Below are 23,913 nucleotides of genomic sequence, written 5' to 3'. Positions count from 1 at the left end.
TCCCGCCCGGCACCCTTCAGCCGCGCAGGTAGGTCGTCGTGGTGTGCGTGTAGAACTCGCGAGCTGCCGCTCCCTGCTCTTTCGGTCCGTAGCCAGAAGCCTTCGCACCGCCGAAAGGCACATGCGGGTCGGCACCTGCTGACTCCGAATTTACATGCAAAATTCCCACGTCGAGAGTTTGTTGCGCTTCCAGAGCCAGCGCGAGATTCGAGGTGAACAGCGCCAAGCTCAAGCCGAATTCCGAGTCTTCAGCGGCTTCGAAGGCTTCCTGCCACCCGTTGACCCGGCGCACCGCCAGGATCGGTGCGAAGAATTCTTCCTGCCATGCGCAGTTGGCCCGCCCCGCTTCCCCGTCCGGGAGCTCCAGGATGGTCGGGGCCAGGAAGCTGCCAGTGTCCGGGGCCTGCCCGCGATAATTCAGTGTCGCGCCCTGTTCCAGCGATCGTTCGATCCCCTGGGCTGCCGAGGTGGCCGACTTGGCATCCACCAGCGGACCCATGTGCACCGACGGATCCAGCGGATCCCCGGTCACCCACTGCGCGAGCCGCCCGGTGAGCTTGGCCAGGAACTCATCGGCAATGGCCTGATCGAGGATCAGCCGGCTGGTGGCAGTGCACTTCTGCCCGGTGGAGCGGAACGCCCCGAAGAGCACCTGCTCGCTGGCCAGGTCCAGGTCGGCGTCGGCCAGCACCACCGATGCGTTCTTGCCGCCCATTTCCGCCTGCACCGGAATCCCGCGCGCTGCCCCCGCGGCGCAGAGCTTGCGGCCCACCCCGGTGGATCCGGTGAAGGTCAGCCCGTCCAGCTGCTCATTGGCGATGAAGGCATCGCCCAGCGCTCCGGGTCCGATGACCAGATTGAGCACGCCGGCGGGCAGCCCTCCATGCTCCAGGGCCTGCACCAGGCGGATGGCCAGCAGCGGCACCAGGCTGGCCGGCTTGAACACCACGGTGTTGCCGAAGACCAGCGCAGGGGCGATCTTCCACGCAGGAATCCCGATGGGGAAGTTGAAGGGCGTGATCACCCCGATCACCCCCAGCGGCTTATGCGTCACCAGGATCTGCTCCCCGGCGCGCGGGGATTGGAAGACGGTGCCGGCAGCGCGTTCGGATTCGCTGGAATAGTAGGTGAGGATCTGCGCTGCGCGCAGCACTTCGCCAGTGCCTTCGGCCCGGGTCTTGCCCTCCTCGGCGGCCAGTTCCGCGCCGAAGTCCTCGGCATGCTCCGTCAGGTAGCCGGCGGCCTTGGCCAAGATCGCCCCGCGGGCTGCCATCGGGGTGGCGGCCCAGGACTTCTGCGCCGTGCGGGCGGCATCAAAGGCGGCCGCCACCTGGCCCGTGCTGGCTGCGGTGCCCTCGGCGAGGATGCTGGATTGGTCTGCTGCGGCCGTCGAGCCGATGCGCCCGCCGTCTCCGGGAACCCAGGCACCGTTGATGTAGTGCTCCAGGGTGGCAACTGTTGTCGAAAGTTCCATTGGATTCTTTCCCGTCTTCTGTGGCTTCGCGGCTTAGCGGAAGGCCGGCACGCCGGTGAGCTTGTTGCCCAGGATCAGGGTGTGCACCTCGTCGGTGCCCTCGTAGGTGCGCACCGACTCCAGGTTGTTGGCGTGGCGCAGCGGCGAGTAGTCCAGGGTGATGCCGTTGCCGCCCAGGATGGTGCGGGCTTCACGGCAGATCGCGATGGCTTCGCGGCAGTTGTTCAGCTTGCCGACCGAGATCATGTGCAAATCCAGGTTCCCGGCGTCCTTCAACCGGCCGATGTGCAGGGCGAGCAGGAAGCCCTTGTTGATTTCCAAGGCCATGTCCACCAGCTTCTGCTGGGTCATCTGGTATCCGGCCAGCGGCTTGTCGAACTGCAGGCGCTCCTGCGAGTAGGCCAAGGCCGCCTCGAAAGCGTCGCGGGCGGCGCCCATGGAACCCCACAGGATGCCGTAGCGGGCTTCGTTCAGGCAGGAGAAAGGCCCCTTCAGTCCCTTGACCTCGGGCAATACCGCAGTTCCTGGCAGGCGCACATCAACCATGTCGATGTCGCACTGGATCGAGGCGCGCATGGACAGCTTCTGCTCGATTGGCGTGGCGGTGAAGCCAGGGGTGCTGGTGGGAACGACGAATCCGCGGATACCCTCATCGGTCTGCGCCCAGATCACTGCCACCTGCGCGACGTTGGCCAGGCCGATCCAGCGCTTGGAGCCGTTGATCACCCAGTCATCGCCGTCGCGGCGGGCGAAGGTCTTCATGCTCGATGGGTCCGAGCCTGCGGTGGGTTCGGTCAGCCCGAAGCAGCCGATCGCTTCGCCGGCGGCCATCTTCGGCAGCCATTCTTGCTTCTGCTCCTCGGAGCCGTGCTTGTAGATGGCGCTCATGGCCAGCGAGCCCTGGACCGAAACGAAGGTGCGCAGCCCCGAATCACCGGCTTCCAGCTCGGCCCCGGCGATGCCGTATTCCACGGCCGAGCGGCCGGCGCAGCCGTAGCCTTGAAGGTGCATGCCCAGCAGGCCCAGCTTGGCCATCTCCGGAACGATTTCCAGCGGGAAGACCGCGTCGTTGTACCACTTGGCGATATTCGGCTTGATGTTCTCGTTGACGAAACCGCGCACGGTGTCTCGCAGCGCCAATTCCTCGGACGAGAGCAGGGAGTCGAAGTTGATCAGGTCCGCTGGGTCCAGCAGGCGTTCGATGGTGGTCATGGTGTATCTCCTTGAAAGTTCTTGCGATTAGCTGTTGGCGAAGGTGCCAAGAAGTTCCTGGTGCTCCCCGTGGGCCGGCGGGATGCTGCGGTATTGGGCTCCGGTGCGCGAGAGCCCGATGGGGCTGGCGATCTGCTCGCTCACCTCTCCGGTGGCCGGATCGGTGATCAGCACGACCGGATCCAGGCCGAGCTCCTTGGCGAAGTCGATGGCCTCGGCGATGGAGTTGACCTTGCCGGCGGGGACTCCCGCGGCCATCAGCGCTGCCGCCCAGTGCGCGGCCGTGGCCGATGCGGTGGCCGCTTCGATGATGGCCTTCAGTTCGGTCCGGTGGGCCACGCGTGCGCTGTTGCTGCCAAAGCGCGGATCGTGGATCAGTTCCGGCTGGCCCAGGTGCTGGGCCAGGGCGGCGAACTGGCGGTCGTTGCCTACCGCGATCGCCACGACGCCATCGCTGGCTGCGAAGGTTTCATAGGGGGCGATGCTCGGGTGCGCGTTGCCCATGCGTGCCGGGGATTTTCCGGTGGCCAGCGTGCTGCTGGACTGGTTGGTCAGCCCGGCCAGCAGCGAGCCGAGCAGGTTGATGCTCACCCGCTGGCCGATGCCGCTGGAATCGCGTTCGCGCAAGGCCAGCAGGATCCCGGCCACCGCATTCTGCGCGGCCAGGACATCCACCAGGGCCACACCCACCTTGCTCGGCGGCCCCGACGGTTCGCCGGTGATGCTCATCAGCCCGCCCACTGCCTGCACCAGCAGGTCGAAGCCGGGCAGTGCCGCACCCTGCTTTTCGCCGAATCCCGAGATGGAGCAATAGACCAGTGCCGGATTCAGTTCGCGCAGGCTCTCGTAGTCCAAGCCGAATTTGGCCAGGACACCGGGACGGAAATTCTCCACCAGCACGTCTGCCTCGCGGATCAATTCGCGCAGGGCGTGCAGCTGTGCCGTGTCCGCAAAGTCGGCGACTACTGCCTGCTTATTGCGGTTCACCGACCAGTAGTAGGTGCTGATGCCCTGGGCGTTGACCGGCGGCTTCCAGCTGCGGGTCTCATCCCCGGCAGCGCTTTCCACCTTGAGGACGTCGGCTCCGAAGTCCGCCAACGTCATGGAGCATAGCGGTCCGGCCAGGATGCGCGAGAGGTCGATGACCTTGATCCCTTCGAGCGGTTGGCTCATTCGCTTCCACACCTTCAATCCACAAAAATTATAAGTTACATGTTGCATGCAACTCTATGTCGCGCAGATCACCTTGGCAAGGTTTTCAGATAATTCATTGCCCTCTAGAGGCCTATGGGGCTCCAGCTGGTGCCGAACGCTCAGGCTTGATGCTAGGAAATCAAAGCGTCCAACCGCTCCAAGAACGGTTGCGCGTCCAGTCCCTCGGTCCGCGAGCAGACGGACTTAATCAGCATCTGCGCGGTGCGCATGACGTGATCGCGAACCGCCGTTGCGGCGGCATCCGGATCCTTGGCAAGAATCGCTGCCATGATTTCCTCGCGGTCCCCGGCCAGATCCTGGCTGGACCGGGCGAAAGGCACCGTGGTCTGCCCGTGGGCCAGGACCAGGTTGCGCAACTCCCCCACCACGTTGTCGAGCTTCGCGTTGCCGGCCAGCCCCAGCAGGTAGAGGTGGAATTCCTTGTCCGCTTCCAGCGTTGCCCGGCCATCACCGGTTTCACCGATCTCGAGCATGCGTTGGTGCAGCGACTTCAGCTGCTTGATATCATCCTCCGTCGCATTCCGCACGCCACGTGAGGCAGCAGCAGGCTCAATGGCCAGCCGCAGCTGGAAGACTTCAACAATCTCGTCCAGGGAAATCTGGTTGACGCGCACCCCGCGGTTTTTCGCCACGGTCACGATGCCCTCTTTTTCCAGCAGCTGCAGGGCCTCGCGCACCGGAGTCCGCGAGACGCCCAGCTTTTCCGAGATGCCGATGGCTGAGTAGTGCTCCCCCGGAGCCATCTCGCCGGCAACGATGGCAGCGCGGATCATCGTGGACACCTGCTCGGTCAGGGACGCCTTCTGCTGGATCGGTTGCATGCTACTCATGGTTTGAAGCTTATCCTGATTCGCCTCCGCGACAACGCCACGCCCGCTAGACCGTCTTGCGCAGCGGCACTTCCTTGATGAGCACGATGCATACGAAGGCGATAACTGCCACGGCTGCCGAAACGGTGAAGACGATACCTGTCGCCTCGCCATAGGCGGCTTCGACCACCAGCCGCAACGCATCGGGCATCCCCGAAAGATTCAGCGAATCCTCGGTGGCCGGTGCCGCGGAAAGCTGCCCCTTGGCCGCCAAGGATTCGCTGATGAGGTCAGCCACATTGCGGGACAGCAGCGCGCCGAGCACCGCGACGCCTGCCGAGCCGCCAACTGAACGGAAGAACGCCACCGAAGAGCTCGCCGCACCGATGTCGGTGACTTTCACCGTGTTCTGCACCGAGAGCACCAGGTTCTGCAGCATGAACCCCATGCCCACGCCGTTCAGGAACATGCCGCAGGCCAAGATCCAGTATTCGGTATCGTGGTGCATCGTTCCCAACAGGCCAAGGCCGGCGATATTGAGGATTGAACCGATCAGCAGGTAGATTTTCCACCGGCCGAAGCGGGTGATCATCTGTCCCGAGAAGACCGATCCGAAGTAGTTGCCGGCGATCATCGGCAGGGTCATCAGCCCGGCCATGGTGGGCGTGGCTTCGCGGGCGATCTGGAAGTACTGGCCGATGAAGGCGCCGGTGCCGAACATTCCCACGCCGATCGAGATCGAGGCGAGGATCGCCAGCGACGTAGTCCGGGTGCAAATGATCTTCAATGGAATGATCGGTTCGGGAACCCGCGATTCCACGAGCAGCAGTGCGAGGGCCAGCAAGATGACCGTCGAGACCATGGTGTAGGTCTGCCACGAATTCCAGCCGAAGTAATCATCCTTGCCCACATAGGACACCCAGATCAGCAGGATGGAGACGGAGGTGGTCAGCAGGATGGCGCCCACCCAGTCGATGTGCACCGGGCGCTTCACGTGCTTCAGGTGCAGGGTCCGGTGGATCAGGATCATCGAGAGCAAACTGATCGGAATGCCGAAGAAGAAGCACCAGCGCCAGCCAAGTGGCGAGTCCACGATGAATCCACCCAGCAGCGGGCCTGCCGCGGTGGAGACAGCCATGACCGCGCCGAAATATCCCGAATAGCGTCCGCGCTCGCGTGGCGGAATGACCGTGCCGATGACCGCCATGCCCATGGCCGTCAGCCCGCCCATGCCGATGCCCTGGATGACCCTGGCGAACAGCAGCACTGGGATCGACCAGGCAAGCCCGGCCAGCAGCGAGCCGAGCACGAACACCAGGATGCCCGCTTGCAGCAGCTTCTTCTTGTCGAAGAGATCTGCCATCTTGCCCCAGATGGGGGTGGTGGCGGCATTAGCCAGCAGCGTGGTGCTCAAGACCCAGTTGAAGTCGGTTTGCGAGCCGCCCAGGACATCCATGATGGTCGGCAGGGCAATGGACACGATGGTCGCCGCGAGCATCGCGGCGAAGAAGGATGCCAAGACTCCAGCGATGGATTTGAGCACCTCGCGCTGGTCCATCTGCGGCTGGTCCGCGGCCACCTCGGTGAGGTCGGTAGGACGGTTTTTTTCCGGCATGCTCTTATCCAAGGTCGGTATTTTCTGCGTTGTTTCCGGTGGTGCTTTGCTCGGTGCCGAACTGATCGGCGCGCTGGGATTGGATACCGCGGATCATCGTATCGTTCAACTCGCCCAAAGCGTGGGCAACACTGGCCATGCGGGAGCTGTCCCAGTCGGGAAGGACCTGGCGCATGCGCTCCAGGCGCAATCGGTCGCGGAATTCAAGCCGCTCGCACCCCGCCTCGGTCACCCAAAGCACATGGCGGCGGGCATCGATTTGGCTGGGCCGCCTGTCAACCAGGCCCGACTGCTCCAGTTCCGCCAGGTGCCGGCTCATTGCCGCAGTGCCGATGCCGAGTACCTGGGCAAGGTCGGCAGCATGCGTGGGTTCACGGGATTTCAGCGTCTTGAGCACATGATGGGAGGCGTTGGAAACCTCGGGATCCGTCTGGTCCATATGCGAGAACACGCGTAGGATCCTGGAACTGCGCGCCAGCTCGTCGAGCAGGCTCTTGAGCTCTGAATCCGAATGGCTGTCTGGAGACTTGTCCACGGTCTATCGGCTGCCTATCTATTATGTTTCCACCACAGTAAGTTTAATTAGTTGCTTTAGTCAACGTTTTGGCGTTGCGTGCCGGCGGTAAGCTGGACTTCGTGAATGATCAGCGAGTCCAATCCCGCACCAACAACGCCGAAGAACTGCGCCTTGCAGCGCTTGAAGCAGCTCGCCAGTCCGCCGAACTGCTGCGCGCTTCTTTCCGCGGCACCGTGCACGCCGAACACAAAACCAACACGCATGATCTGGTCACCGACATCGACCGGCGCAGCCAGCGGATCATCACCGACGCGTTGCTCTCGGCCTGCCCCGGTTCCTGGGTGCTCGGCGAAGAGCGGATCTCCGGCGAGCACGGCCAGCAGGCTCCCGGCAAGGTGCAGTGGATCGTTGATCCGATTGACGGCACCAGCAATTTCGTCCACGGCGTGGCATTCTTCTGCATCTCGATCGCCGCCGCCATCGGTGGCCAACTGGTTGCCGCCGCAATCCTCGATCCGATCTCCGGCGATGAATTCAGTGCCAATTCGGATACCGCATTCCTCAATGGACAAGTCCTTGAGCCCGGTGCCCGTCCCGAGCAGTCCCGCGCCAACCTGATGACCGATTACCCGGGAGCGGAATCCATGCTCAAGGACGGAGATCTGTCGCTGAAGCTTCTGGGCCAGTGGATCCAGGACTTCGCCACGGTGCGGCGCAAGGTCTGCGCCGCGTTGTCCCTGGCCCATGTGGCCGCAGGCTGGTGCGATGCCGTGATCGGTTTCGATACCAAGGTGTGGGATGTGGCCGCCGGCGCGCATCTGGTGCGCATGGCCAAGGGCACGTTCCGCGGCCTGTCCTACGGGCAACCGGGGCTGGCCGACCACCACTGCCCCGGATTCATCGCCCAGGGGCCAGGTGCCGACTATCCCTCACTGGCCTCCGCTGCCGAGCAAATCCACCAGCTGCGCACCGGCCGCTGAGCCAACAAAGCAGACAATATCGAAGTTATTGGCCCCACCCCTCGGCTTTGGCCGGTTTCGGACGTACCATGGCGGCATGGCACCACTAATTAACCGGACCGCACACTCCGCCGTGCGGCACCATGGTGGCGGAGGGGTGATCCTGGGAGGCATCGGAGCAATTCTGCTTTTCGCTACCTTCGCAGTGATGTTGGCAGCCCAGTCCCTGGACTGGGAGCCACTGCTCATCGGCATTTGCCTGGGCGTCTCGACAGTGCTTTTCGGCGTGGTATTCCACTTCACCCACTGACCTGCACCGTTTCACCATCTATTAATCACCACGGCCCCGGACCCACCGCTCGTGAGAGCAGTGGATCCGAGGCCGTCGACGTGTCCGGATGCCTTTACAGGTGCGTGGGCGCGAACATCTTCAGCAGGGTGCGGACCACAATGACGTTCGGCCCGTCCGCCTCCAGCGCCTCGGCGAGCGCGGCACCGATGCCTTCCGGTTCCACCGCCCGGGCGGGGATGCCGAAGGACTGGGCCAGCGCGACGAAGTCGGGCCGCGCCAGCTCGGTGGCTGTGGCCTTGCCGAAGGCTCCCTCCATGTACTCGCGCAGGATGCCGTAGCCGCCATCATCGACGATCAGCCAGGTGACCGGTGCATGGTGCTGCTTGGCGGTGGCCAGCTCGGCGATGGAGTACATCGATGAGCCGTCTCCGCTGACCGCCAGCACGCGCTGCTTCGAGCCGATGGCTCCGCCGATCGCGGCGGGGAAACCGAAGCCGAGGCCGCCGGCGCCCTGCGCGGAATGGAATTCGCCGTCCTTGGCGTCCCAGCAGCTCCACCCCCAGTAGGCGGCAATAGTCATGTCCCAGAAGGTCTGCATCCCTGCCGGGACGGCGGCCCGGATATCGGCCATGAACTTCCGCTCCTTGCCCAGGTCCTGGGCATCCAGGCGGGCCTGCACCTTCTCCAGGGTCTCGGCCACCACCTGCTGCGGGGTGTTCCCATGCCACGAGGCCTGGGCGGTGAAGCCGGTCTTGCGCATTTCCCCATCGAGGAATTTCAGGGCCTCGCGGGCATCGGCGCGGATGCCCAGGGCGGGGGTGTTGGATTCGAGCACGCGCGGCTCGGCGTCGATCTGGATCATCTTGCCGCGCGGTTCCAGGGTGAAGTAGTTGCTCGTGACCTCGCCCAGGGATGACCCGATGACCACCAGCACGTCGGCGTCTTCCATGACCTCCGAGACGTAGCGGTCCTCGACCCACGACTGCAAGGAGAGCTCGTGCTCCCAGGGGAAGGCGCCGTTGCCGCCGGGGCTGCACAGCACCGGGGCCTGCAGCTTCTCCGCCACGGCCAGCAGCTCGGCCTGCGCCCCGGCCCGGCGCACGCCGCCGCCGGCGATGATGGCCGGGCGCTTCGCCTCGGCCAGCCAGCGCATGGCTTCGCCGATCAGCTCTTCGCGCGGCGGATGCTCATAGGCTTCGGCCAGGGCGTCCTGCACCGGCGGCACCATCACCGGCGCGAGCAGCACGTCCTGCGGCACCTCGACCCAGACCGGCCCCATGGGCACGGTGATGGCCCGGGCCCAGGCGTCCTGGATGGCCGAGGGGATGCCGGAGGCATGGTGCACGGTCTGCTGGAACTTGGTGACATTGGCGGCCGAGGCCTTCTGGTCATCGAGCTGGTGCAGCATGCCCTTGCGGCGGGCGCCCAGCCCGTCCAGCGGGATCTGGCTGGCGACCACGACCATCGGCACACCGGTGGCGTAGGCTTCCTGCAGCCCGGCCAAGGAAGTCAGCGCCCCGGGGCCGGTGGAGAGGAACAGCACGCCCACTTCCCCGGTGGCCCGGGAGTAGCCGTCGGCGGCGAAGGCCGAGTTGTTCTCGACGCGCGAGGAGATGAATTCCAGGCTGGAGCGCGAGAGCGCGTCGAATAGTCCCAGGGCGTGCTGGCCGGGGATCCCGAACACGGTCTTGGCGCCGAGTGCGGTGAGGGTCTCGATGACCAGGTCGCCGCCGTTGCGTTGCGGTTGCTCGCTCATGAGGCATTCATTCCCTTGCTGGCGCGGAAGTCGCTGATTAGGCTGATCAGGTCGTAGGTGACGTGGCTGGCGGCCACTCCGGTCAGTTCCGCATGGTCGTAGGCGGGGGCCACTTCCACGATATCCGCGCCGACGATGTTCAGCCCGCGCAGCCCGCGCAGGATTTCAAGCAGCTCGCGGCTGGTGATGCCGCCGGCTTCCGGGGTGCCGGTGCCCGGGGCGTGCGCCGGGTCCAGCACGTCGATGTCCACCGAGATGTACAGCGGGCGGTTGCCGATGCGGTCCCGCAGCTTGTCCACGATTTCGCGCACGCCCTGGTAGTAGACATCCGAGCTGGTCACGATGCCGAAGCCGAAGCGCTTGTCGTCCTCCAGGTCCTTCTTGCCGTAAAGCGGGCCGCGGGTGCCCACGTGGCAGATCGCCTCGGTATCCAGGATGCCCTCCTCGACGGCACGGCGGAACGGGGTGCCGTGGGTGTATTCGGCGCCGAAGTAGGTGTCCCAGGTATCCAGGTGCGCGTCGAAGTGCAGCATCGCCACCGGGGCTCCGGCGCGTTGGGAGGCGGCGCGCAGCAGCGGCAGCGCGATGGTGTGGTCGCCGCCCACGGTGACCAGGGTGGAGCCGTCGCTGGTCAGTTCCAGTGCGTTGTGCTCGATGGTCTCGATGGCCTCGTTGATGTTGAACGGGTTGACCGCCATGTCCCCGGCGTCTGCCACTTGGCTCTGCGCAAAGGGCGAGGTGTCGGTGGCCGGGTTGTAGGGGCGGATCAGGCGCGAGGATTCGCGCACGTGGTTGGCGCCGAAGCGGGCGCCGGGACGGTAGGACACACCGGTATCGAAAGGCACGCCAACGATCTTGATGTCGGCCTGCTCCACCTGGTCCAGGCGCGGCAGCCGGGCGTAGGTGCCGCCCCCTGCATAGCGGGGAATCTCCGCGGCATTGATCGGTCCCAGCCGGCCATTTTCCTCGATGCGGATTTCCTTCATCGCAACTTCCTCCCCAGACGCACGAGGACCACAGCCCAAGTTGTCTAATATGAAACTTCAGTTTTCCATTATGCTATTTTGTCTGCTGGGTCACGTCAAGATCCAACGACAGGGCCAGGCAGAATGCGGGCATAAAAGGGCGCAAGCCGCAGTCCGGGAAAGGACTGCGGCTTGCGCTGGGATTCCAGGGAGGAGAAGTGAGGAGATCAGCTGGCAGCGCTGCGGATCTGCTGGGCAAGCACCCCCAATCCATCGCGCAGCAGTTCTTCGCCGATCACCAGCGGCGGCAGCAGGCGCAGCACGTTGCCGTGCGTGCCGCAGGTCAAGGTCAGCACCCCGGCGCCATGGCAGGCCTTGGACACTGCGGCGGCCACATCAGGGCGCGGCGCCAAGCTGCCCGCGTCGGCGAACTCGATAGCCAGCATGGCTCCGCGGCCGCGCACTTCGGCCACCACCGAGGTCTGCCGCACCAGCGGTTCAAGGATTTCGCGTGCTACCCGCTCAATGAGCTGGGCATTTTCCAGCAGCGCCCCGTCCTCGAACTGCTCGAAGACTGCCAGCGCCGCTTCGCAGGCCAGCGGGTTTCCGGCATAGGTGCCGCCCAGGCCTCCGGCGTGCGGGGCATTCATCAGCTCCTTGCGGCCGGTCACCGCAGACAGCGGCACTCCGTTGGCCAGCGCCTTGGCCGTGAGGATCAGATCGCCTGCCACGCCCTCGTGCTCCGAGGCAAAGAGCTTTCCGGTGCGCCCCATGCCGGCCTGGATCTCGTCGATGACCAGCACAATGCCGTGCTTGTCAGCCAGCTTGCGCAGGCCCGGGATGAATCCGGCCATCGGAACCACGAAACCTCCTTCGCCCTGGATCGGCTCGATGACCATCGCGGCGAAGGTCTGCGGGCCGTGCTCCACCAAGGTCTGCTCGACCGAGGCCAAGACCGCCTCGACGGTGGGCGCGCCGGCGGCGGGACGCAACGGGTTCGCCGAAGCGGCGCGCACAATATGCTCGGGCATCGGGCCGAAGTTCAGCTTGTACGGATTGACCTTGGCGGTCATGCCCATGGTCAGCAGCGAACGGCCATGGTAGGCCTCGTCGAAGACCAGCACATTGGCCCGCCCGGTGGCGGCACGGGCAATCTTAACCGCGTTCTCCACGGCCTCGGCCCCGGTGGAGAACAGCGCCGTGCGCTTCTCGAAATCGCCGGGGGTGTGCTGGTTCAACCAGCTGCACACCTGGGTGAAGGATTCGTATTCCGTGACCATGAAGCAGGTATGGGTGAAGTCCTCCAGTTGCTTGGCCACTCGTTCGGCCACACGGCGGTTGGAAGCACCCAGTGACGTCACGGCAATTCCCGAAGCGAAGTCGATCAGGCGATTGCCATCGACGTCTTCGATGATCCCGCCATCGGCCCGGTTGACGAAGACCGGCAGGGTGATGCCAAAGCCGCTGCTGACCTGCTGCACCCGCTGCTCGTGGAGCACAGCTGAGCGGGGGCCGGGAATGCTGGTGGCAAGATAGCGGGTCTGGGGCAGGGCTGGCGCGTCGATGGCGGCGAGGGTTTCAGTCATGGCTCAAGCCTAGAAATCCGCGTGACACGCGTCATTGGCCATTACATCCAAACTTGGCATCTTTCTTGGATAATTTACCCAATGATTACCCTTTTGCAGCTCGGCACGGAATTGGGTGCTGAATTCCTCCCCGCTACTGCCGGAACCTTCCGGGCCCTGCCGGTCAGCGGGGTGCATGTCTCCGAGCTGGAGGATCCCACCGCCTACTTGGATGGCGGCGAGCTGCTGCTGACCACCGGCATGCCCTTCGCCGCCAGCGCTGAAGCTTCCCGCGCCTACATGCGCCGGCTGCAGGCCAAGAAGGTATTCGCTTTGGGACTGGGGCTCGGTCCCTGGCTGCGCGCCGTGCCCGAGCATGTCGTCGAGGCCTGCGACCAGGCCGGCATTGAGCTGGGCATCGTCCCCGACCAAATCCCATTCCAGAATATTTCACGGGCTTACTGGCGCCTGGCCTCACGCGACCAGGAGTCGAACCTGATGGGCTCGTTGGGCACCCAGACTGCGCTGGCGCGGGCCGCGGTCCGTCCGGATGCCATCAATGCCGTAGTGCGCGGCTTGGCCGAAGCCCTGAAAGGCTGGGCCGCCTACCTCTCGGTCGATGCCCGCCCGGCGACCTGCTACCCGGCGTCAGCCGAAGCATTCCTGGACGAGCTCCACCATGAATCCATGCGTTTCCGGCGCAACGGCATGCCCGCTGCGTCCACGTTCGAGGTCCAGGGCCACGAAGTGGTGCTCTACCCTATCCTTTCCGGGACCAGGATCCAGGGATATCTCGGCGTATCCGCAGGCCGCAAGCCGACCAAGGCCGACCGGCAGATCATCATGACCGCGTGCACGCTGCTGTCCCTGCGCGCCAGGCAGCGGGAATTGGCCGCCAGCACGCATCAGGCGCTCAGCGCGGCCACCGCCAAATTGCTGCTGCATGGCCAACCCGAGGCGGCGCGCCTGGTCGGGGAAGACGCCGGGTTGGACAGTTTGCCTTCCCGCGTGCGGATCCTGGTGTACCGGGCAGGAGCCAATACCGATGCCGCGACCGCACTGCATGCGTTGCCTTCGCTCCAGCGTCCAGCGGCGTTGCCCGATATCTCCGCCGCGGTCGAAGAATGCCAGCTCCACTACCAGGATGGCTCCGAAAATTATCTGGTCCTCCCCGAACCAGCGGAACATCCCGGCACAGACGCGCCGCTGGCGCCGCCGGCCGGCAGCACCACGGAACCGATGGCGCGCGAACCATTCGATTCCCCGGCACCCGAGGTCCGGGCGGTGCTCTCCCACCCGCTGAACCTGGCCGAGATCCCCGCCAATCTCCCTGCCCTGCGCCACGCGCTGGATGCTGTCCCGGTGGGGACCATGGCCCCCAGCTCCCCGGGCTTCGATGCCCGCGCGGAAACCTGGGTCACAGCTCTCGCCGAATACCCGCGCGCCGATCTGCTTTCGGCGGTCACCTCCTATCTGCGCCACCGCGGGCATTGGGAGGAAGCCTCCCGCGAACTGGGCATCCACCGCAATTCCCTGCGCCACCGCATCAGCGTGGCGCAGGATGTGCTTGGCATCGACCTTGATGATCCGGATGCCGCCGCCTCGCTATGGCTGGCACTTCGCCGGATGCAGAAATAAGCATGCCGCGGGATCTGGCAGTACCAGATCCCGCGGCGTGCTTCGGGTGCAGCGGACCTCAGCCCTTGAGCCGCGTTGAGCTTGGGTTCGGCGCAACGGTGCGGCGCCCCGCCACTGCATCCGGCCCGGTGGCACCGAGCTTGGCCTGCTGGCGGATGCTCAGCTTCTGCAGCAGCTCGTCTTCGGCGAATTCGCCCGGGGCGACCCCGCGGGGAACCCGTAGCAGGAAGCCCGTGCCCAGCACCCACCATGCAGCGAAGAGCAGCCACGGCTGCCAGGCGATGGCCGCCGGCATTCCCGGAAGGTACAGCGAGATCAGCCCGGCGCAGAACACCACCGACAGCACGCCGATTACCTTGCCGCCGTTGCCCGCGCCGCCCACGCGCAGCGGGCGCGGCATCTGCGGTTCGCGCTGGCGCAGGATCAGGAAGGCCACGCCCACGAGCAGGTAGGCAATCACGATCGATGGCGAGCCGGAATCCACCAGCCAGCCGAGCATGGCGGAGCCGAAGAATGGAGCCAGCACCGACAGCCCGCCAATGAAGAGCAGCGCGTGGCTCGGGGTGCGGTACTTCGGATGCAGGTAGGCGAACCAGCGCGGCAGCATTCCCGAGCTGGCCATCGCGTACATCAGCCGCGACGCACCCATCAGCAGGGAATTCCACGACGTGAGGATCCCGGCGATGCCGCCGGCGATCAGCACCTTGGCCATGATCCCGGAATTGAACAGCGCCCCCATCGCGTCAGCCGTGGCCAGCTCGGATCCGGCGAGTGCGGAAGCGCCCATTCCCGAGGAGGTGGCCAGGATGATCCCCACGTACCAGGCGGTGGCGATGAGCACCGAAACCACCACGTACTTGCCGATTTTCCGCGGGGCGATGTCGCATTCCTCGGCGGATTGCGGGATCACGTCGAAGCCGACGAACATGAACGGCACCACGATCATCACGCCGAAGAAGCCGGCAACCCCGTTCTCGAAGAACGGTTCCATGTTCGTGCTCTGGCCGCCGCTGAATGCACCGGCAAGCAGCATGGCGCCGATGACAAAGAGGAAGATCACCACGAAGGTCTGCACCACACCGGCGGTCTTGATGCCGCGGATGTTGATCCAGGTGATCGCCACCGCCCCGGCTACACCGACCAGAGCCCAGGTCAGGTAGACCTCGGAACCGGCGATTTCCCATAATTTGATGTGCGAAAGATCCGGGAAGAGGTAGAGCACGGATTTGGGCAGGGCCACTGCTTCGAAAGCCACGATCGTGATATAGCCACCGACGATCGCCCACGAACCGGCAAAGGACCAGCGGGCGCCCATGGCGCGCAGCAGATAGTTGTGCTCGCCTCCAGCTTTCGGCATGGCGGCAACCAATTCGGCGTAGGTCAGGCCCACGACCGCCATGATCGCGCCGCCGACCAGCATGGCCAGCGCGGCTCCTATCGGACCGGCGGTGGTGATCCAGTCGCCGGTAAGCACGACCCAGCCAAAACCGATCATCGCGCCAACACCTATGGCCAAGGCGTCCCAGCGGCCCAGGACCTTCTTGAGTCTTGGTTCTGCGGAGTGGTTCTTTGCGGTGTTTCCTGCCATGGCATTCCCTCCTGGAAAGATGATCAGGATCACACTATGCGCAAACACGCCACAACGTATTGGATGTTTTGACTACATTTCAGGCCGTTTCATCCAAACCAGGAACTCAGGCCGCTTCGGAGCCCTTCTTGCTGGCATTCACCAGCGCCCGATCGACCTCATGGATGCCCAGTGCGAAGCCCGCGGACATCACCAGTGACTTGATGGTCAACTCGGAAAGGTCATCGGCCACGTATACCAGCTGGATCGGGCCGGCCAGGATGAGCAGGATGGCGGTCCACAGCGCATAGGTCCAGGAGGTGCGCGCCTGCGCCATCTGCGGGAAACGGGCACGCCGGCGAATTGTCCGCACGCCGATGGTCACGATGACAACAGCGAGAATCACGGCGCCGAGGAAGAAGAAATTGCGCTGGGTGCGGATCCAGGTCAAGGTGGTGCCGACAAGAACGCCGAAAAGCACCGAAGCCCACCAGCTGATGCTGCGCAGCTGGTCCTGCGTCGCGGTTGGTTCGCCTGTCTTCACGCCTCTCCCATCGCCAATTGTTCCGAGCGCCCGGAACAACGCATCGTTCCTAGAATACGCGGTTGCCCACCCCGCCAGCGAACGCGCAGCCGCATCGCGCCGAGCGTGCCGCGGCAGCGAACGCGCAGCCGCATCGCGCCGAGCGTGCCGCGGCAGCGGGCGCAGGGGCCGGGCTCAGGAGAGGATCAGCGTCCAGGTCACCACGGCCGGCTCATCGGAAGGGTTCTCCCAGCTATGCGGCTCGCGCCCCGGGAAGGTTACGGTGTCGCCCGCTTGAAGCTCCAGCCGCTGGTCGGGCAGGATCAGGATGAATTCTCCGGCGATCACGTGCAGCACTTCCAGCTCGCAATCCATCGAATACAGTTCCGCTTCGCCAGTGCCCCTCGGCGCAATCTCGGCGCGGATCATCTGCAGCCGCTTTTCGCTGCGTGGCGTCACCAGCTGCTCGGTGATCCCATCGCCACCCAGTGAAACCCGGGGTGCCTGGTCCAGGCGCACCAGCTTCGTTTCCGGAACCTCGAAAAGCGTGCCGACCTCGATGCCCAGCACCTCGCACAAGCGCAGCAGCGTCGCCACCGATGGGCTGGTCAGGTCGCGCTCCACACGCGAGAGGAAGCCCTTGGTCAACCCGGAGAGCTCGGCGACCTGGTCAATGGTCATCCGCTGGGTCTGCCGCACCCCGCGCAGCCGCGCACCGATGTTGATCGCAGCACCGGTTGGTTCAACGGGCAGGGTTTTCATCGTTTTGCTCCATCGACGTCGTGGGCGGCAGCTGCAGCCGCAAGCACTGGGTTTTCACGGCCTGCAGGCAAGTTTACCAATGGTAAACACGCGGTGTCCCCTACCGCGGGCCGGCCGCGATCATTAGACTCTGTCCATGGACAGCACCAAGGACAAGCTCTGCGGGTACCTGAATGAGGCGCGCGAGAATGCGATCTTCAAGGCCGAGGGCCTGGCCGAGCAGCTGGCCCGCACCCCGCTCACCCCTACCGGCACCCATATCCTGGGCGTGCTGCACCATCTGGTGATCAACGAATACGAGTATTTCGGCACCTGCCTGCAGCGCGAGGCCAACGACGCCTATGTCCGCGAGTTCATCTCGCCTCATGATCCCGACGCTGATTTCCTTCCGCCCGCGGACATGGACGGGCAGCAGCTGATCGGCCTGTACCGCAAGGCCATCGCCTTCGCGGACGAAGGCATCGCCGCCTTGGCCCTGGATTCTGCAGTGCACGTCCCGTGGTGGGGGCCGGCCGGGCATACCACCTTGGATCATCTGCTCATCCATGCCTTGGCCGAGACCTCCCGGCATGCAGGGCAGCTGGATATAATCCGCGAGCAGCTCGACGGCCGTGCCGGCTGGACCGCGACGCTGGATTTGCTGCCCGGCTACACCACGGCGCAGTGGGCTGAACACCGCCAGAAGCTGCAGCAGCTGGCCGATTCCCTGGCCCCGGAGAACTGACCGGAAGTCATATTACGCAGTACGGCTTCATCTGGCGCCGCATGCGGCGGTACGCTCGGAATTGTTGCTTCACGAGACGCGGCGCCAAGCTCCGACTGGCCGCGCACCAACCCCAAGTTCATGGGTGGTTCGGATGAAGAAGCGGTCCGCGCATCAACTGGTGCACGGGCAAGAGCTCGCCAGAGAGTTGATATCCATGGCTATCCCGATTCTTCCCATCATCGACCGCCAGACCGGCCAGGTGCAGTTCACCGCCGGGGGCCGCTGGTGCACCCGCTACGTTGCGGACCCGCTCAGGCTCGAACGCCTCATCGCCCGCTGCTCCCGCCGTCCGGCCTTCGACCCGGACACCTCCGAATTGCTGCTGGTGGTGCCGGAAGCAGGGAATCCGGCAGGCAGGCGCCATGCATTTAGCCTTGCCAAATTCCCAAGTCCAGGGGCGCTGGCTAAAGTGGAAAGCTGAGCCGATCCACGGGTTTCCATGGGAAACTCCACGTTCCAGGAGAGCCTTTTCGAGATGCCACAGCACCCAACCGCCGAACCGACCAAAGCGCAGATCCAGCGATGGCGCAAGTATCTCGCCGATGAAGTCGCCGAGGGCGCCATCTACCGGGCCCTGGCGGAAAAGAAGACCGGGCAGGAACGGCAAATCCTGCTGGGCCTGGCCGAAGCCGAAGCACGCCATGAATCCCACTGGCGCACGCTGCTCGGCGAGCATGCCAAGGAAGTCAGCCCCTCGCTGCGCCGCACCATGCTGCGCTTCCTCGCCCTGCACTTCGGGTCGGTGTTCGTGCTGGCCATGGCCCAGCGCTCCGAGAGCAGCTCCCCCTACCGCAATGACAAGGACGCCACCGCGCAGATGGCTGCCGACGAGCAGGTCCACGAGGAAGTCGTCCGGGCCCTGGCCACGGCAGGACGCGCACGGCTGTCGGGCAACTTCCGCGCCGCGGTCTTCGGCGCCAACGACGGGCTGGTATCCAACCTGGCATTGATCATGGGCATCGGCGCCACCGGCGTTTCTTCGGCCTTCGTGCTGTTCTCCGGCATTGCCGGCTTGCTGGCCGGAGCGCTGTCCATGGCGGCCGGCGAATACGTTTCGGTGCGTTCCCAGCGCGAGCTGCTGACCGCCTCGCGGCCCACCCAGGTCACGCTGACCGCAGCCCCGAACCTGGATCTGGACGCCAACGAGCTGGTGCTGATCTACAAGGCCCGCGGCATGAGCGACGAGGACGCCGAGCACCGGGCCGCCGAACGCATGGGCCTGTTCACCTGCGACTGCAACCCTGATTTCTCGCTGAACCCGGAAGGCCGCGGCGAGGAGCTCGAGAAGGAGCACCAGGAGCTGGGCTCGGCCACCGGGGCGGCCACCACCTCATTCCTGCTCTTCGCTTCCGGCGCGGTGGTGCCGATCCTGCCCTACATCTTCGGCCTCTCCGGGCTGGCCGCGATCATCGTGTCGGTGGTGCTGGTGGGCATCGCCCTGATGATCACCGGCGGCATCGTGGGCCTGCTCTCCGGAGCCTCCCCATTCAAGCGCGGCTTGCGCCAGCTGGCCATCGGCTGGGGCGCGGCGGCCGTCACCTACTGCCTGGGCCTGATCTTCGACGTCAGCGTCAGCTAATACTCCGCTTGGCATCGAAAATGCCGGGACAGCTTCGGCTGTCCCGGCATTTTCGATGCCCCGGACTAGTTGTCCTTTGCCGGCCGGGTGCGCCGCCGCAGGGTTTCCATGGACTGGATAAACGCCAGTGCTTCCTCGGCGGTGTCCACCAGGGCGATCTTCTGCTCCATCACGCGCTCCTTGGCCAGGGCCTGGAGCAGCGGCCACGCCGGAAGGTCATTTCTCCAGTAGTCGCGGCCGACCAGCACCATCGGCACCACGCGGGCACCGATGGCGTAGTAGTTCTCGCAGGCATCCTGGAAGATTTCCTGGACCGTGCCGGCCGCCCCGGGCAGCACGACCAGCCCGCCGTTGGACTGCTCCAGCAGGATCGCCTCGCGAATGGAATTGGTGAAGAACTTGGCGATCTGGGTGGCAAACAGATTCGGCGGCTCATGCCCGTAGAACCAGGTCGGCACGCCCAGCGACTGCCGATGGCTGGGGAAACGCTCCTTCACCATCAGGGCGGTTCTCGCCCAGCCGGTGCGCTGATGGATCGCATCAGGCGCTTCGGCAAGCATCTGCAAGGCCGTCGCAATCTCATCTGCCCCATAGTCGGCCAGCCACGCACCGGCATTGGCCGCTTCCATGGCTCCTGGCCCTCCCCCGGTGGCCACCGCGTAGCCAGCACGGGTAATCATGCGCCCGAGCTCCAAGGCCTGCGCGTACTGCGTGGTGCCCCGGTTCATCGCATGCCCGCCCATCACCCCGATGATCGGAGTGTCCTTGAACTTACCCTCATACACCTCCGAGACCAGCGCCTGGCCAATGTGGTGATCGTGCAGGGTCGTGGCCAGCGCACTGTGATCGCTGTCGGCATTCGCCGCCGCATGCTGCTGGGAGTACGCATATATTTTGGCATCGGGCACCTGCTGGTAGGTCTGCGTCCAGATCCCCGAGTACAGCTCTTCTGCCGTGTACAAGCCGCGGGCGCCGGTCTCGAACGGCAGCTGCGCCCCCGAGCTCATGCACAGCCCGCCCGTCGCCTGAACGATCTGCTGGCCTTGGCCGGAAAACTGGCAATCGATGAACAGCGCTTCGGAAAGATCCAGCGATTTCAGCACGGTATCCCGTTCGCGCAGATCCACGCGGTGCACGCGCCAGCCTTTTCCGTGGGCATGGTGGGAAACCAGCGCTTCAGCGGCGAGACGGTCGAATTCGACGAGCGAGGTGATGTTCACTGCTCGGGCTGGAAGGTAGGGCCACACGTGGGACATGCGTCAACGCTACGTCATGGATAGTGATTATTCACAGAAGGGCCCTTCAACTTTCGCGACGGCCCGGAACGTGAAACGATGAGAGGATGACTGAATCTGTTCCACCAACCATTGACGCCCGCCATTTACTGGCTTTTCTGGGCAACGTTCCTTTCTTCTATGGAAAGAACCTGGCCGCAGAAGCAAATTCCGTGGTTGACGTGGAATTCGATGAAAGCATCAGGCAGATCGAGGGCACAGTCACCGATTCCGGCGAAGAATACTCTCCGATGATCCAGGTCCGCTTGGAGGGTGGCGAGTGGAAGATCGAATCCTGCGAGTGCACCTGCGACACGCCAGGCATCTGCTCTCATATCGCGGCTTTGGCCATTACCTCCAATAAGATCGCCTCCCAGCCTCGCCCACTGCCGATCCCTGAAGAGAAGCCGGACACCGTGTGGTCAAAGCAAATCGATTCATGGTTCGAGGAGTCCGAGCCGGGCCCGGCCGACGGGCTGCTCGGTTCGCAGCACGATCCGGTGGTGCCGATGGCGCTGCAGTTCCTGCTCTTCGATTCGAAGGACGCCACCCAGCAGCAGCAGTGGATGCCGACCGGGACCATCCCGCACCCGACCCGCAACAAGCGCTTCCGCTTGGGCGTGCGCCCCATGGTCCGCAATGCTGAAGGCCGCTGGGTGCGCGGCCAGCTGCGCTGGACCACCCTGGGCTTCAAGACCTACGGCTGGAACCTGCTGCGTGCACAGCACCACTGGTTCACCCGCTTCGCCTCCATGGCCCGCAGCGACAGCCAGTTGCAGTTCAAGGTGGACGAAGACTGGCTGTTCCTGGACGAGTACGCTTCCGAGCTGCTCTGGCCGCTGCTCGAACAGGCTGGCGAGCTGGGCATTGCGCTGATCACCACCCGTTCCGAGCAGCGCGTGCGGATCGTTGATCCGGCCAGCTTCAGCATGCAGGCCTCCCTGGATGAGCAGCAGCTGCAGCTGGACGGTGTCCTGCACATCGCCGGGCAGGATCTCGTGCTTGATCCGGAGGCACCCAGCGGTGTCATCGCCGAGCATGGTTTCTATGCGCAAATGGCCCAGCCCGATGAAATCTGGCTGGCTCCAAGCACCGAGCCGGTTCCCGACGCGCACCGCCGCTGGTATATCGACCGCCGCCCGGTCACCGTGCCCGCACCGGAGATCAACGACTTCTTCGAATCCTCCTACCCTCGCCTGGCTCGCCGTTTCGAGCTGCGCAGCGTCAGCGACGAGCTGGTCCTGCCGGATCTGAAACCTCCCTATGTGCACGCCACCGTGGTCTACAAGCGCGAATTCAACGAGAACAAGGAACCGAACGATACCGCCGCGCTGGACTTCCAGATCCGTTACCCGGGGATCCCCAGCGACCAGGAAGTGTACGACGTGGAGGCCGAGGAACTGCTCCAGGCCGCCGTGCATGAGGTGTTCCTGGAGCATGAGGAAGCCGGCAACCCCAACCTGTCGCCGAAGTTCTACGCACGCGATGACACCATTGATTTCGTCACCGAGATCCTGCCCGCGCTGGAGCGCCTTCCGGAGGTCCAGCTCGTCGAGCAGGGCACCCGGCCGACCTTCTGCCAGCTGCGTGAACTCCCCCAGCTGAAGATCAATGCCGTGAATCATGAACGGACCGACTGGCTTGATCTCGGCTTGCTGATCACCGTAGGCGACCATGAGGTTCCCTTCTCGCAGATTGTCGAGGCCATGAGCAATGGCCAGATGAAGCTCCGTCTGCCGGACAACACCTGGTTCTCGCTGAACCACCCGATGTTCGCCAAGCTCAAGGCGCTGGTTGACGAAGCCCAGGCGATGAACGACAAGCCGAAGGAGGGAGACCTGAAGCTGACGGTCTTCCAGATCTCGATGTTCGAAGAACTGGACGAGATGGCTGAAGGCATCGACGGCGCTGACCTGTTCATCGCACGCATGCGTTCGCTGCTCAAGGTCGCCGAGGCCCACCATGCCCAGGTTCCGAACACGCTGGATGCCCAATTGCGTCCCTACCAGGTGGAGGGGTTCCACTGGCTTTCCCGCCTGTACGAGGGCGGATTCGGCGGCATCCTCGCCGATGACATGGGCTTGGGCAAGACCCTTCAGACGATTGCCCTGATGCTCCACGCCCACAAGCTCTGGGCGGATCCCGAGGCCTGCGCCCAATTGCCGGCAGCCCAGCGTACCCGCCTGCCGTTCCTGGTGGTTGCCCCGAGCTCGGTGGTGTCCAACTGGGAAATGGAAATCAACAAGTTCGCCCCTTCCCTGCGGGTCGTCAGCGTCGAGGGCACGTTGCCGTCACCGCGGCAGCTTCAGGAACTCGCTCAGGACTACGATGTCATTCTCACGACCTACACCCTGCTGCGCCTGAACGACGAGATCTACGAAGCCCAGCGCTTTGCCGGCCTGATCCTCGACGAGGCGCAGTTCGTGAAGAACAAATCCACCAAAGCGCACAGGACCGCCGTGAACCTGCAGACCAATTTCAAGTTGGCAGTCACCGGTACCCCGATGGAAAACAACCTGTCCGAGCTCGGTGCCTTGCTGTCGCTGGTTGCTCCGGCGTTGTTCCTGAACACCACGCGCTTCAATCGCCAGTTCGCCCGGCCCATCGAGGTCTTGGGCGACAAGGAAACCCTCGCCTTGCTACAGCGCCGGATCAAGCCGTTCATGCTGCGCCGCACGAAGGAATCGGTGGTGCTGGATCTTCCAGCCAAGCAGGAGCAGCAGATTCTGGTGCGCCTGTCCGAAGAGCACCAGCATGTCTACGACACGCATTTGAATCGCGAACGCCAGAAGATCCTGCACCTGGTGGAGGACCTGGATCGCAACCGCTTCACCATTTTCCAGTCGCTGACGCACCTGCGCATGCTGGCCCTTGAGCCGTCCCTGGTGGATCCGGAACTGTCGGATATCCCCGGCTCGAAGCTGGAAGCTCTCTTCGACCAGCTCGATGACGTGGTGGGCGAAGGCCACCGCGCGCTGATCTTCAGCCAGTTCACCTCATACCTGAAGGTGCTGGCCGACAAGCTGGCCGAGCGCGGCGTGAGGTTCGTGTACCTCGATGGCAATACCCGCAACCGTTCCAAGGTCATCGAGCAGTTCAAGGAAGGCGAAGCACCGCTCTTCCTGATCTCCTTGAAGGCCGGCGGCTTCGGCCTGAACCTCACCGAAGCCGACTATTGCTTCTTGCTGGATCCGTGGTGGAACCCGGCCGTTGAAGCCCAGGCGATCGACCGCACGCACCGCATTGGCCAGACTCGGCAGGTGATGGTGTACCGGATGATTTCCCAGGGCACCATCGAGGAGAAGGTTGTGGCACTGCAGGAAAGCAAGCGCAAGCTGATTTCGACGGTGATGGATGAGGCCGATGGATTCTCCAAGGCCTTGACCGCCCAAGACATCCGAGGACTGCTTGAGTAACAGGTTGAT

20 protein-coding genes and 1 riboswitch are annotated in these 23,913 nt (G+C 64.4%); of the genes, 7 read left to right on the top strand and 13 right to left on the bottom strand.

The features are described from left to right. Positions 1-16 precede the first annotated feature (16 nt). The 6 genes from ANI01nite_RS11970 to ANI01nite_RS11945 form a co-directional block, all read right to left on the bottom strand. Entirely contained in the window at positions 17-1,474 is a 1,458-nt protein-coding gene (locus ANI01nite_RS11970) for an aldehyde dehydrogenase family protein (protein ID WP_141358228.1), read from the bottom strand. A 33-nt stretch (positions 1,475-1,507) separates the two neighbouring features. Continuing rightward, complete coding sequence (locus tag ANI01nite_RS11965) at positions 1,508-2,686, bottom strand: acyl-CoA dehydrogenase family protein (RefSeq protein ID WP_121866217.1); 1,179 nt, start codon at positions 2,684-2,686, stop codon at positions 1,508-1,510. Between the two features lie 27 nt (positions 2,687-2,713). Then, positions 2,714-3,859: a CaiB/BaiF CoA transferase family protein gene (locus ANI01nite_RS11960; RefSeq protein ID WP_141358226.1), complete on the bottom strand. Its 1,146-nt coding sequence runs from the start codon at positions 3,857-3,859 to the stop codon at positions 2,714-2,716. A 152-nt stretch (positions 3,860-4,011) separates the two neighbouring features. After that, positions 4,012-4,731 carry a GntR family transcriptional regulator gene (locus ANI01nite_RS11955; RefSeq protein ID WP_158024664.1) on the bottom strand — a complete coding sequence of 240 codons (720 nt, stop codon included), beginning with the start codon at positions 4,729-4,731 and terminating at the stop codon, positions 4,012-4,014. A gap of 46 nt (positions 4,732-4,777) precedes the next feature. Beyond that, positions 4,778-6,325, bottom strand: a complete 1,548-nt coding sequence (locus ANI01nite_RS11950) for an MFS transporter (RefSeq protein WP_255314527.1) — start codon at positions 6,323-6,325, stop codon at positions 4,778-4,780. Positions 6,326-6,329: 4 nt separating this feature from the next. Next, positions 6,330-6,860 (bottom strand): MarR family winged helix-turn-helix transcriptional regulator, encoded by a 531-nt coding sequence (locus tag ANI01nite_RS11945; RefSeq protein ID WP_141358220.1) that lies wholly within the window; start codon positions 6,858-6,860, stop codon positions 6,330-6,332. Between the two features lie 101 nt (positions 6,861-6,961). On the opposite strand from ANI01nite_RS11945, the gene ANI01nite_RS11940 reads away from it, so the two are divergent. After that, on the top strand, positions 6,962-7,822 hold the full coding sequence (locus tag ANI01nite_RS11940) for an inositol monophosphatase family protein (protein WP_141358218.1): 861 nt from the start codon (positions 6,962-6,964) through the stop codon (positions 7,820-7,822). 76 nt (positions 7,823-7,898) lie between these two features. Next, positions 7,899-8,111, top strand: coding sequence for a hypothetical protein (locus ANI01nite_RS11935; RefSeq protein WP_141358216.1), 213 nt, complete (start codon positions 7,899-7,901; stop codon positions 8,109-8,111). A gap of 94 nt (positions 8,112-8,205) precedes the next feature. Here the strand turns inward: ANI01nite_RS11935 and ANI01nite_RS11930 are convergent, their stop codons facing one another. From ANI01nite_RS11930 to ANI01nite_RS11920, 3 genes are all read right to left on the bottom strand, one after another. After that, positions 8,206-9,849 carry a thiamine pyrophosphate-binding protein gene (locus ANI01nite_RS11930; protein ID WP_038990018.1) on the bottom strand — a complete coding sequence of 548 codons (1,644 nt, stop codon included), beginning with the start codon at positions 9,847-9,849 and terminating at the stop codon, positions 8,206-8,208. After that, positions 9,846-10,835, bottom strand: coding sequence for an agmatinase (gene speB, locus ANI01nite_RS11925; RefSeq protein WP_038990019.1), 990 nt, complete (start codon positions 10,833-10,835; stop codon positions 9,846-9,848). Before speB ends, ANI01nite_RS11930 begins: the two co-directional genes overlap by 4 nt. Before the next feature lie 206 nt (positions 10,836-11,041). After that, complete coding sequence (locus ANI01nite_RS11920; RefSeq protein WP_141358214.1) at positions 11,042-12,400, bottom strand: aminotransferase class III-fold pyridoxal phosphate-dependent enzyme; 1,359 nt, start codon at positions 12,398-12,400, stop codon at positions 11,042-11,044. Between the two features lie 81 nt (positions 12,401-12,481). On the opposite strand from ANI01nite_RS11920, the gene ANI01nite_RS11915 reads away from it, so the two are divergent. Further along, complete coding sequence (locus ANI01nite_RS11915) at positions 12,482-14,017, top strand: PucR family transcriptional regulator (RefSeq protein ID WP_141358212.1); 1,536 nt, start codon at positions 12,482-12,484, stop codon at positions 14,015-14,017. A 58-nt stretch (positions 14,018-14,075) separates the two neighbouring features. On the opposite strand, the gene ANI01nite_RS11910 is transcribed toward ANI01nite_RS11915, so the two are convergent. From ANI01nite_RS11910 to ANI01nite_RS11900, 3 genes are all read right to left on the bottom strand, one after another. Then, positions 14,076-15,605, bottom strand: a complete 1,530-nt coding sequence (locus ANI01nite_RS11910) for an APC family permease (RefSeq protein WP_141358210.1) — start codon at positions 15,603-15,605, stop codon at positions 14,076-14,078. A 106-nt stretch (positions 15,606-15,711) separates the two neighbouring features. Further along, on the bottom strand, positions 15,712-16,128 hold the full coding sequence (locus ANI01nite_RS11905) for a hypothetical protein (protein ID WP_073706503.1): 417 nt from the start codon (positions 16,126-16,128) through the stop codon (positions 15,712-15,714). Positions 16,129-16,302: 174 nt separating this feature from the next. After that, entirely contained in the window at positions 16,303-16,869 is a 567-nt protein-coding gene (locus tag ANI01nite_RS11900) for a cupin domain-containing protein (protein WP_038990023.1), read from the bottom strand. 136 nt (positions 16,870-17,005) lie between these two features. Here ANI01nite_RS11900 and ANI01nite_RS11895 point away from each other — a divergent pair, with 136 nt between their 5' ends. The 3 genes from ANI01nite_RS11895 to ANI01nite_RS11885 all read left to right on the top strand — a co-directional run bounded on the left by ANI01nite_RS11895 (position 17,006) and on the right by ANI01nite_RS11885 (position 19,214). Next, complete coding sequence (locus ANI01nite_RS11895; RefSeq protein ID WP_141358208.1) at positions 17,006-17,593, top strand: DinB family protein; 588 nt, start codon at positions 17,006-17,008, stop codon at positions 17,591-17,593. Positions 17,594-17,660: 67 nt separating this feature from the next. After that, a riboswitch (SAM riboswitch) is annotated at positions 17,661-17,774 on the top strand. A 15-nt stretch (positions 17,775-17,789) separates the two neighbouring features. After that, positions 17,790-18,056: a hypothetical protein gene (locus ANI01nite_RS11890; protein WP_141358206.1), complete on the top strand. Its 267-nt coding sequence runs from the start codon at positions 17,790-17,792 to the stop codon at positions 18,054-18,056. A 54-nt stretch (positions 18,057-18,110) separates the two neighbouring features. Then, entirely contained in the window at positions 18,111-19,214 is a 1,104-nt protein-coding gene (locus ANI01nite_RS11885; protein WP_141358204.1) for a VIT1/CCC1 transporter family protein, read from the top strand. A gap of 65 nt (positions 19,215-19,279) precedes the next feature. Here the strand turns inward: ANI01nite_RS11885 and ANI01nite_RS11880 are convergent, their stop codons facing one another. Then, positions 19,280-20,470, bottom strand: coding sequence for an LOG family protein (locus ANI01nite_RS11880; protein ID WP_141358202.1), 1,191 nt, complete (start codon positions 20,468-20,470; stop codon positions 19,280-19,282). Between the two features lie 86 nt (positions 20,471-20,556). Between ANI01nite_RS11880 and ANI01nite_RS11875 the strand changes: the two genes are divergently transcribed. Then, a complete protein-coding gene (locus ANI01nite_RS11875; RefSeq protein ID WP_141358200.1) occupies positions 20,557-23,904 on the top strand; it encodes a DEAD/DEAH box helicase in 3,348 nt (1,115 codons plus the stop codon). The last annotated feature ends 9 nt before the right edge of the window (positions 23,905-23,913 follow it).

Origin of the sequence: Glutamicibacter nicotianae (assembly GCF_006539525.1) — a bacterium.
Taxonomy (GTDB): Bacteria; Actinomycetota; Actinomycetes; order Actinomycetales; family Micrococcaceae; genus Glutamicibacter; species Glutamicibacter nicotianae.
Note: the sequence above shows the minus strand (reverse complement) of the source record. Positions and strands in the feature narration are given on the sequence as shown.

What these genes read in the sequence shown, in the direction of transcription:
- ANI01nite_RS11895 (WP_141358208.1), top strand. Translation starts at nt 17,006, where the DNA reads ATGGACAGCACCAAGGACAAGCTCTGCGGGTACCTGAATGAGGCGCGC.
- ANI01nite_RS11935 (WP_141358216.1), top strand. Translation starts at nt 7,899, where the DNA reads ATGGCACCACTAATTAACCGGACCGCACACTCCGCCGTGCGGCACCAT.
- ANI01nite_RS11960 (WP_141358226.1), bottom strand. Translation starts at nt 3,859, where the DNA reads ATGAGCCAACCGCTCGAAGGGATCAAGGTCATCGACCTCTCGCGCATC.
- ANI01nite_RS11915 (WP_141358212.1), top strand. Translation starts at nt 12,482, where the DNA reads ATGATTACCCTTTTGCAGCTCGGCACGGAATTGGGTGCTGAATTCCTC.
- ANI01nite_RS11955 (WP_158024664.1), bottom strand. Translation starts at nt 4,731, where the DNA reads ATGAGTAGCATGCAACCGATCCAGCAGAAGGCGTCCCTGACCGAGCAG.
- ANI01nite_RS11970 (WP_141358228.1), bottom strand. Translation starts at nt 1,474, where the DNA reads ATGGAACTTTCGACAACAGTTGCCACCCTGGAGCACTACATCAACGGT.
- ANI01nite_RS11920 (WP_141358214.1), bottom strand. Translation starts at nt 12,400, where the DNA reads ATGACTGAAACCCTCGCCGCCATCGACGCGCCAGCCCTGCCCCAGACC.
- ANI01nite_RS11900 (WP_038990023.1), bottom strand. Translation starts at nt 16,869, where the DNA reads ATGAAAACCCTGCCCGTTGAACCAACCGGTGCTGCGATCAACATCGGT.
- ANI01nite_RS11910 (WP_141358210.1), bottom strand. Translation starts at nt 15,605, where the DNA reads ATGGCAGGAAACACCGCAAAGAACCACTCCGCAGAACCAAGACTCAAG.
- ANI01nite_RS11930 (WP_038990018.1), bottom strand. Translation starts at nt 9,849, where the DNA reads ATGAGCGAGCAACCGCAACGCAACGGCGGCGACCTGGTCATCGAGACC.
- ANI01nite_RS11965 (WP_121866217.1), bottom strand. Translation starts at nt 2,686, where the DNA reads ATGACCACCATCGAACGCCTGCTGGACCCAGCGGACCTGATCAACTTC.
- speB (WP_038990019.1), bottom strand. Translation starts at nt 10,835, where the DNA reads ATGAAGGAAATCCGCATCGAGGAAAATGGCCGGCTGGGACCGATCAAT.
- ANI01nite_RS11950 (WP_255314527.1), bottom strand. Translation starts at nt 6,325, where the DNA reads ATGCCGGAAAAAAACCGTCCTACCGACCTCACCGAGGTGGCCGCGGAC.
- ANI01nite_RS11890 (WP_141358206.1), top strand. Translation starts at nt 17,790, where the DNA reads ATGGCTATCCCGATTCTTCCCATCATCGACCGCCAGACCGGCCAGGTG.
- ANI01nite_RS11880 (WP_141358202.1), bottom strand. Translation starts at nt 20,470, where the DNA reads ATGTCCCACGTGTGGCCCTACCTTCCAGCCCGAGCAGTGAACATCACC.
- ANI01nite_RS11875 (WP_141358200.1), top strand. Translation starts at nt 20,557, where the DNA reads ATGACTGAATCTGTTCCACCAACCATTGACGCCCGCCATTTACTGGCT.
- ANI01nite_RS11885 (WP_141358204.1), top strand. Translation starts at nt 18,111, where the DNA reads ATGCCACAGCACCCAACCGCCGAACCGACCAAAGCGCAGATCCAGCGA.